The organism is Moorena sp. SIO2C4, assembly GCF_010672485.1.
Taxonomy (GTDB): domain Bacteria; phylum Cyanobacteriota; class Cyanobacteriia; order Cyanobacteriales; family Coleofasciculaceae; genus Moorena; species Moorena producens.
Window position 1 is genome coordinate 22,836 of record NZ_JAAHGN010000014.1, and the last position, 6,858, is coordinate 29,693.

Sequence of the window (6,858 nt, forward strand, 5' to 3'; positions counted from 1 at the left end):
ACGATTAATTAATCTTAATTAATCGTAATTAATTAAAGCGGTTTTTAGTTTAATGAGGTACATAGGATTTTTTCCCTATTCCCTATTCCCTATTCCCTATTCCCTATTCCCTGTTCCCTGTTCCCTGTTCCCTGTTCCCTGTTCACTGTTCACTGTTCCTACGATCTTGGGTTATCCCTTTCCTCGATACTGGGCAACTGACCTACTGCCGGGAGAGGGGTAGCATGGTCATCGGGAACGATTTTTGAACCAAATATTTTAGCGTAAACTTGGGTAAATTCAGCTCCTAAAAAGATAATTTGAGAGGAATAGTATACCCAAGCCAATAAAACCACCAAAGAACCAGCAGCACCGTAACTTGAAGAAAAACTGCTTCTGCCGAGATACCATGACAATAGCCATTTACCCAAGTTAAACAGTAAGGTAGTGATAATTGCTCCAACCCAGACATCCTTCCAGGCAATTTTCACATCTGGCAAGTACTTGTAAACCAGAGCAAACATCAGGCTAAGAATACCAAAGGACACCAGCAAGTCCAGAATTGTCCAGACAAAGTCAAGTTGGTAGAGCCACAGTAAACCCAGTTCCTGGAGAAATTCGCTCTTATAAGACCTCACAGCGGATAAGGCAGTACTGATCACAGCGGATAATAGCAGAAAAAGTCCTACACCCAGCACGGTCAGAAACGAAAGAATCCGTTTTTTCAAAATACCCCAGATGCCCCGTCCTGGTTTCAGCTTCACATCCCAAATCGTATTCAAGGCATCTTGGAGTTCGCCAAATACCCCAGATGCACCGAACAACAGCACCACAATACTAATCAAGGAAGCCAACCCCCCACTAGCATCAGGCCGATTGGCATTAGTAATTGCTGTCTGAATAAACTGTGCCCCCTGTTCCCCAACCAATCCTTGGATTTGTTCTACAATCTCGCCCTTAGCCGCCTCTTCCCCAAAAATAGACCCCACAATTGCGATCGCAATTATGAGCACTGGCGCTAGGGAAAAAATCATGTAATAGGATAATGCTGCTGCTAGTCGAGATGCGTTATCCTCCTTCCATTCTTTAAACGTTTCTTTAAGCAGTCCTAAAATAGCCTTGGGATTCATCACCATCACTCCTGGTCTCATAACTCCTGGGCTTAGTTATATCGGCATCGTTCCAGTTGGAAATACCTGACAATGCCTGAGAATATTCTAGATTGACAATTGATCCCGGTTAACCAACTATGGTTTCATAAGTCAGTTAATCCTAAGCATTCAGCTATCAGCCGTCAGCTATCAGCCAAAGGCCAAGGGCTTTTACCCAGACTTTCAATTCTCATTAATCTCGAAAAACCGTTTCACCAGCTTCTTTTAAACCTTTGAGAGCTGTACAAGCCTTTTGCAAATTCTTAGCAGCAAAATCCTTATCCGGCTCTTCTCCTTGTGCTTCTTCAGGACTTACGCAACTGGCACAGTGGGGAGCTTGACTATAGTACTTTAGTACTATAGTCAAGCTCCGTCTGTGATCAGCCCTTTTTCAGATTAGTAATAGTAATTAATGGTCGTTCGTTTTTTAAATTTTCTGATCAAATCAGAGGAGGGTGCTTTAAAAAATTCAGTTAGTGATGAAATTTACTAAACTTAACTATTGTCAATACTTATTAAGTAGCCACCTCAATTATACTCTCACCAATTTAGCCGAACATTTAGAGCAGATTAGCCATGATCAAATCAACCGTTATCTAAAAAATGATAAATTGACCCCACGCTTACTGTGGGATAATGTCAAAGACTTAATTGAAATAAATGAGCAAGCTTATCTAGTTTTTGATGACACAGTAATTGATAAACGATACTCTAGAAAAATAGAGATAAGCCAACGACAATCTAGTGGTAATTCCCATGGTATAATTCAAGGAATTGGATTCATAAATTGCATATATGTCAATCACGAAACCAAAAAGTTTTGGGTAGTAGACTATCGTATTTATGACCCAGAACGGGATGGTAAGACAAAAATAGAACATGTTTTGGAGCATATCCAAAACCTTGTGTATTCTAAGGAGTTGCCATTTAGAACTGTATTGATGGACAGTTGGTATGCCACAAATAAATTAATGTTATATATCGAGGATTTGGGAAAATATTATTATTGTACTCTCAAACGTAATCGACTTGTAGATGATACTGGCAATCAAAAAGATTATCAAAGAATTGAATCATTAGTTTGGGATGAAAAAGAGTTAAAATCCGGTAAATTAGTAAAAATAAAAAAATTTACCGCCTCCAAAAAAGTGAAACTTTTCCGGGTAAGTGTCTCCACCGACAAAACGGATTTTATCGCTACAAACGATTTATCTCAAAATTCTACGGACGTTGTACAAAAAGAGTGTAAGGTTCGATGGAAGGTTGAGGAGTTTCATCGAGAATTAAAACAATTGACTGGTATTGAATCATGTCAATGTCGCAAGGGTCGTATTCAAAGAAACCATATTGCTTGTGCTATTTTAGTTTGGCTCAGACTCAAAAATTTGGCTTATAAAAGTAGTCAAACAATTTATCAAATTAAGCATGGGCTCTTTTCCAATTACTTAATTAACCAACTAAAACGTCCTGACATTACTATGTCTATAGTTTAGTTATTAGACTCTCGCCGTAGTCTAGCCCCACCATTAGTTGTGCCAGTTGCGTAAGTCCTGTTCTTCTTTAGCAGCTTCTAAATACTTGATTGCTTTAGATGTCTCTGCCTCCGGTAACTGTGAGCTGCGAAACAGTTCTTCAAGCTTAGTAATCTCCTCAACCACATTGGCTTGAGTCAATGGCTGAGAAGATTCAATTTTACCAATTTGTTTATTTTGGGTCAGAGTTGTATCCTTCTCCGCATTTACTACAACTTGGCTATCATAAATTTGACCAACGTTGAAATTGACTTGTTGAGAAGACTTTTCTTCTGGCATGACTGTAGCACGAGTAAATTTTACGTTTAATCTTTAACGAAATACTAGCTAAATAATATGACTTTTACAATTGTCATAATTTCCACTAATCATCTAAGTAAAAAATTAGTGGTAGCTGAATAATTTGGGTGTATCTCATATTTTAAAATATTGCGTAGTGGCGTGGCACAGCTAATTTGGTGCATTAGATTCTAGGTCTTCATCAAGTTCAAATACAGGATATAGGTGTTTAAGTTTGACTCGTGCATCTTCGGTAGTAAATCGCCAAACGACCTTGGCTGAACTACTGTTGCGCTCTTGTTGCCATGCATCAAGTTCATTCTTTAGTTCCTCAACCGTGGCAATCCGACGGTCAAGACATTGCTGAGACAGTACTGATAGCTCAGTTTCCGCTACATTAAGCCAACTACCATTGCGTGGCGTGTGAATCAACGACCGTCGCCGTGCCAAACTGTGGGCTTCAGAGGCGGGAAAAGTCTTANTAGTCATCCCCAGCTACATCCAGAATATACTGGGAGCCAATATTGCTGGTCATGATAATAACGCTATTCTTGAAATCTACGGTATGCCCCTGAGCATCAGTAACTCGACCATCATCAAGGATTTGCAGCATTACATTAAAGACATCCGGGTGTGCTTTTTCGATTTCGTCAAATAGAATTACCGCATAGGGACGTCTACGGATGGATTCGGTTAACTGACCTCCTTCTTCGTAACCGACATAGCCTGGAGGAGCACCAATCAGTCGGGAAACGGTATGCTTTTCCATATACTCAGACATATCGATGCGCACCATAGCCTCCTCGGTGTCAAACAGATAGGCTGCTAAGGCTTTTGCCAATTCTGTCTTACCTACACCGGTAGGACCAAGGAAAATAAAGCTAGCGGTAGGACGATTGGGGTCAGCTAATCCCGCACGCGATCGCTGAATAGCATCGGCAACAGCAGTAACGGCTTCCTCTTGACCAATCACCCGCTTGTGTAGTTCTTCTTCGAGGTGCAGTAGCTTCTCTTTCTGAGACTCAACCAGCTTACTAATCGGAATTCCAGTCCACTTAGAGATAATTTCAGCAATGTCAGCTTCTGTAACTTCTTCCCGCAGCAGGGATTTACTACTGGTTTGGTTCTCAGCTAACTGTTGCTCAACGGTTTCCAGAGATTTTTGCAACTCGGCTAACTTGCCGTATTTTAACTTAGCGGCTCGGTTGAGGTCATAATCCCGTTCTGCTTGTTGAATTTCTACGTTAACTCGATCAATCTCTTCCTTAATCCCCTGAATCCGGTCAATCACATCTTTTTCTGATTGCCACTGGGCATTCAAAGTACGCTGTTCTTCTTTAAGATCAGCCAGTTCTTTTTCTAGTCTTTCGAGCCTTTCGATGGAGGCGAGATCAGTTTCTTTTTGTAAAGACAACCGTTCCATTTCCAGCTGGATAATTTTGCGGTCAATTTCATCAAGTTCTTCTGGCTTGGAAGTAATTTCCATTTTTAGCCGTGCTGCCGCTTCATCCATTAAGTCAATGGCTTTGTCTGGTAAAAAGCGATCGCTAATATACCGAGTAGACAAAGTAGCTGCTGCCACTAAAGCACTATCGGCAATTTTTACTCCGTGGTGAACTTCATACCGTTCTTTTAGACCTCGTAGAATCGAGATAGTATCAGCTACACTAGGTTGGTCAACATAGACCTGCTGGAAGCGTCTTTCTAGTGCTGCATCTTTTTCAATGTACTTGCGGTACTCATCGAGAGTAGTAGCACCGATACAGCGCAATTCACCCCTTGATAACATTGGCTTGAGCAAATTTCCCGCATCCATTGCTCCTTGAGAAGCACCAGCACCGACAACGGTATGGATTTCATCAATGAACAGGATTATTTTGCCTTGGGAATCGGTAACTTCTTTTAGTACTGCTTTCAGGCGTTCTTCAAACTCTCCCCGAAACTTAGCCCCAGCAATCAATGCACCCATATCCAGAGCAATCAATTGTCGGTCTTTGAGGGATTGAGGCACATCACCAGCTATAATCCGTTGTGCCAAGCCTTCAGCAATAGCAGTTTTCCCAACACCAGGTTCCCCCATCAGCACTGGGTTATTTTTAGTACGGCGCGAGAGAATTTGAATTGTGCGCCGAATTTCATCATCTCGCCCAATAACTGGGTCAAGCTTTCCCTCCCGCGCCGCCTCTGTCAGATCACGTCCATATTTTTCCAGTGCTTGGTATTTGCCCTCTGGATTTTGGTCGGTCACTTTCTGATTCCCTCGAATGTCAGCAATGGTAAGTTTAAGCCTATTTTCATCTAGTTTAAACTTCTGGAATAATGACTTACCAAAGCGGTCATCTTTCAGATAAGCCAGGATCAGATGCTCAATGGAGATATAATCGTCAAGGTATTCTTTACGATAGGAATCTGCTCGGTCTAGCAAGCTATTCATGCTGCGTCCTAGGTAAACGGAGTCGCTATTACCAGAAACCTTAGGTTGTTTTTTGATAAAAGATTCCGTGGCTTCCCTGACCCCTGGCACAGAGACTTCCGCTTTGTTCAGAATACTGGTAGCGAGTCCATCTTGATCCAGCATCGCCTTCATCAAGTGTTCGGTTTCGATTTGTTGTTGCCGTGCGGCTTTAGCAACATCTTGGGTTTGTGCGATCGCTTCCCAGGCTTTTTCGGTAAACTGGTTAGGGTTACTTGGTTGCATCTCTAATCACTCTTTCCTCTAACTGTTCACAATTCTAAAAAAGCCAGTGCGATCCCATAGATCGGTCTTCACGTCTTCTTTTTGGGATATTGCCGTCCTCAAAGCCAGCTAAGCTGGTTTTCATTTAAATTCTATTGTTTTGACAGCAGGGGAGCAGGGGAGAGGGTTTGACGGTGTTTTTTCCAAGGGATGTAGCGCGGTCTTGGGGAGGCAGTGCCGACCTGCGGGGGTCTCCCCCACTCGCGGTCTGCCGTGGTTTCACCCACTCGCGCTCTGCATCAAGAGACTGAATAATAACCAATTTAAATGCGCAACACCTTAATAACCCAAGTTGCTAGTTACAAAATGCTGTTTCCAATGTGTACGAACAGATAAAAATTGATAATTTCTGCTATTAATCCTAGATGGTTAATGGTTTTAATTTCGGCGTTTGTTAATCATTCCATTATTAAGCAACACCGCTTCTTGAATTTATCTAGCTGTATCAAGTAGGTGATTGAAATCCTCACGCCAGCTATCGAAGTCAGTAAAAAAGTTGAAGCCACATACAACCTCAAGGGATCTCTCGGAAACAATATCTAGTATCCGTGATGCACGTTTACGGGTTTTGTCTTTTGGTCCAAAGGGGTTGAATTGCATACTAGACCCTGGAGGGAAGGCATAGTCACCAATAAACAAGACCAAGTCATAGATATATATCATGAAGCCCGGTGTATGTCCACCAATATAGAAAGCTTCAATGCCATGCTCGGTGAAGTCACCATAAATTTTGTTGTCAATCGGAAATTGCTCGGCAAGTGGATGCTCAGCATCGTTAACGTGCAGATAAACTTTAGCTTCCCATAAATCACGATACTGGTTGGATGCACCCATGAAATCTTTATGGGTAAAGTAGATAGCTTCTACTGGCTCCAAGTCTCGATTGAATGCTGATGGACAATCAATCCATACCGCACCACTATCCGTTTCAATGCGATAAGCAGCATGCTCCATACCAAGACGAGGCACAGAAATCAATTGTGTAACGTAGTTATTTATCTGGTGTGGGGTCACTCGATAGGTTTGCTCTGCCTCATCCCAAGTAACGAATTTGTCATGGCGTGCTCAATAAACTTCTAAAAAAGTTTAATGAGATGAAATCGATGATGAAGAAGCTAAACAGCCCGGGCAAGATGAAAAAGACGCTTAGCCAAATGATGGGTCAGGATGTGGACTTATC

General features: G+C 41.9%; 5 protein-coding genes and 2 pseudogenes. 1 reads left to right on the forward strand and 6 read right to left on the reverse strand.

Annotation, left to right across the window (positions count from 1 at the left end):
* Nucleotides 1–158: 158 nt before the first annotated feature.
* Nucleotides 159–1,130 carry a YihY/virulence factor BrkB family protein gene (locus F6K20_RS01960; RefSeq protein WP_008185171.1) on the reverse strand — a complete coding sequence of 324 codons (972 nt, stop codon included), beginning with the start codon at nt 1,128–1,130 and terminating at the stop codon, nt 159–161.
* A gap of 193 nt (nt 1,131–1,323) precedes the next feature.
* Nucleotides 1,324–1,497, reverse strand: coding sequence for a hypothetical protein (locus F6K20_RS01965; RefSeq protein WP_287293484.1), 174 nt, complete (start codon nt 1,495–1,497; stop codon nt 1,324–1,326).
* Between the two features lie 112 nt (nt 1,498–1,609).
* On the opposite strand from F6K20_RS01965, the gene F6K20_RS01970 reads away from it, so the two are divergent.
* Nucleotides 1,610–2,623, forward strand: a complete 1,014-nt coding sequence (locus F6K20_RS01970; protein WP_287249868.1) for an IS701 family transposase — start codon at nt 1,610–1,612, stop codon at nt 2,621–2,623.
* A gap of 33 nt (nt 2,624–2,656) precedes the next feature.
* Here the strand turns inward: F6K20_RS01970 and F6K20_RS01975 are convergent, their stop codons facing one another.
* The 4 genes and pseudogenes from F6K20_RS01975 to F6K20_RS01990 all read right to left on the reverse strand — a co-directional run bounded on the left by F6K20_RS01975 (nt 2,657) and on the right by F6K20_RS01990 (nt 6,656).
* Entirely contained in the window at nt 2,657–2,941 is a 285-nt protein-coding gene (locus F6K20_RS01975) for a hypothetical protein (protein WP_287249866.1), read from the reverse strand.
* A gap of 171 nt (nt 2,942–3,112) precedes the next feature.
* Nucleotides 3,113–3,421, reverse strand: a pseudogene (locus F6K20_RS01980) (IS630-like element ISMae25 family transposase); the annotation flags it as partial.
* A gap of 4 nt (nt 3,422–3,425) precedes the next feature.
* A pseudogene (clpB, locus tag F6K20_RS01985) lies at nt 3,426–5,639 on the reverse strand (ATP-dependent chaperone ClpB); the annotation flags it as partial.
* Nucleotides 5,640–6,110: 471 nt separating this feature from the next.
* On the reverse strand, nt 6,111–6,656 hold the full coding sequence (locus F6K20_RS01990) for an MBL fold metallo-hydrolase (RefSeq protein WP_287293488.1): 546 nt from the start codon (nt 6,654–6,656) through the stop codon (nt 6,111–6,113).
* Nucleotides 6,657–6,858 lie beyond the last annotated feature (202 nt).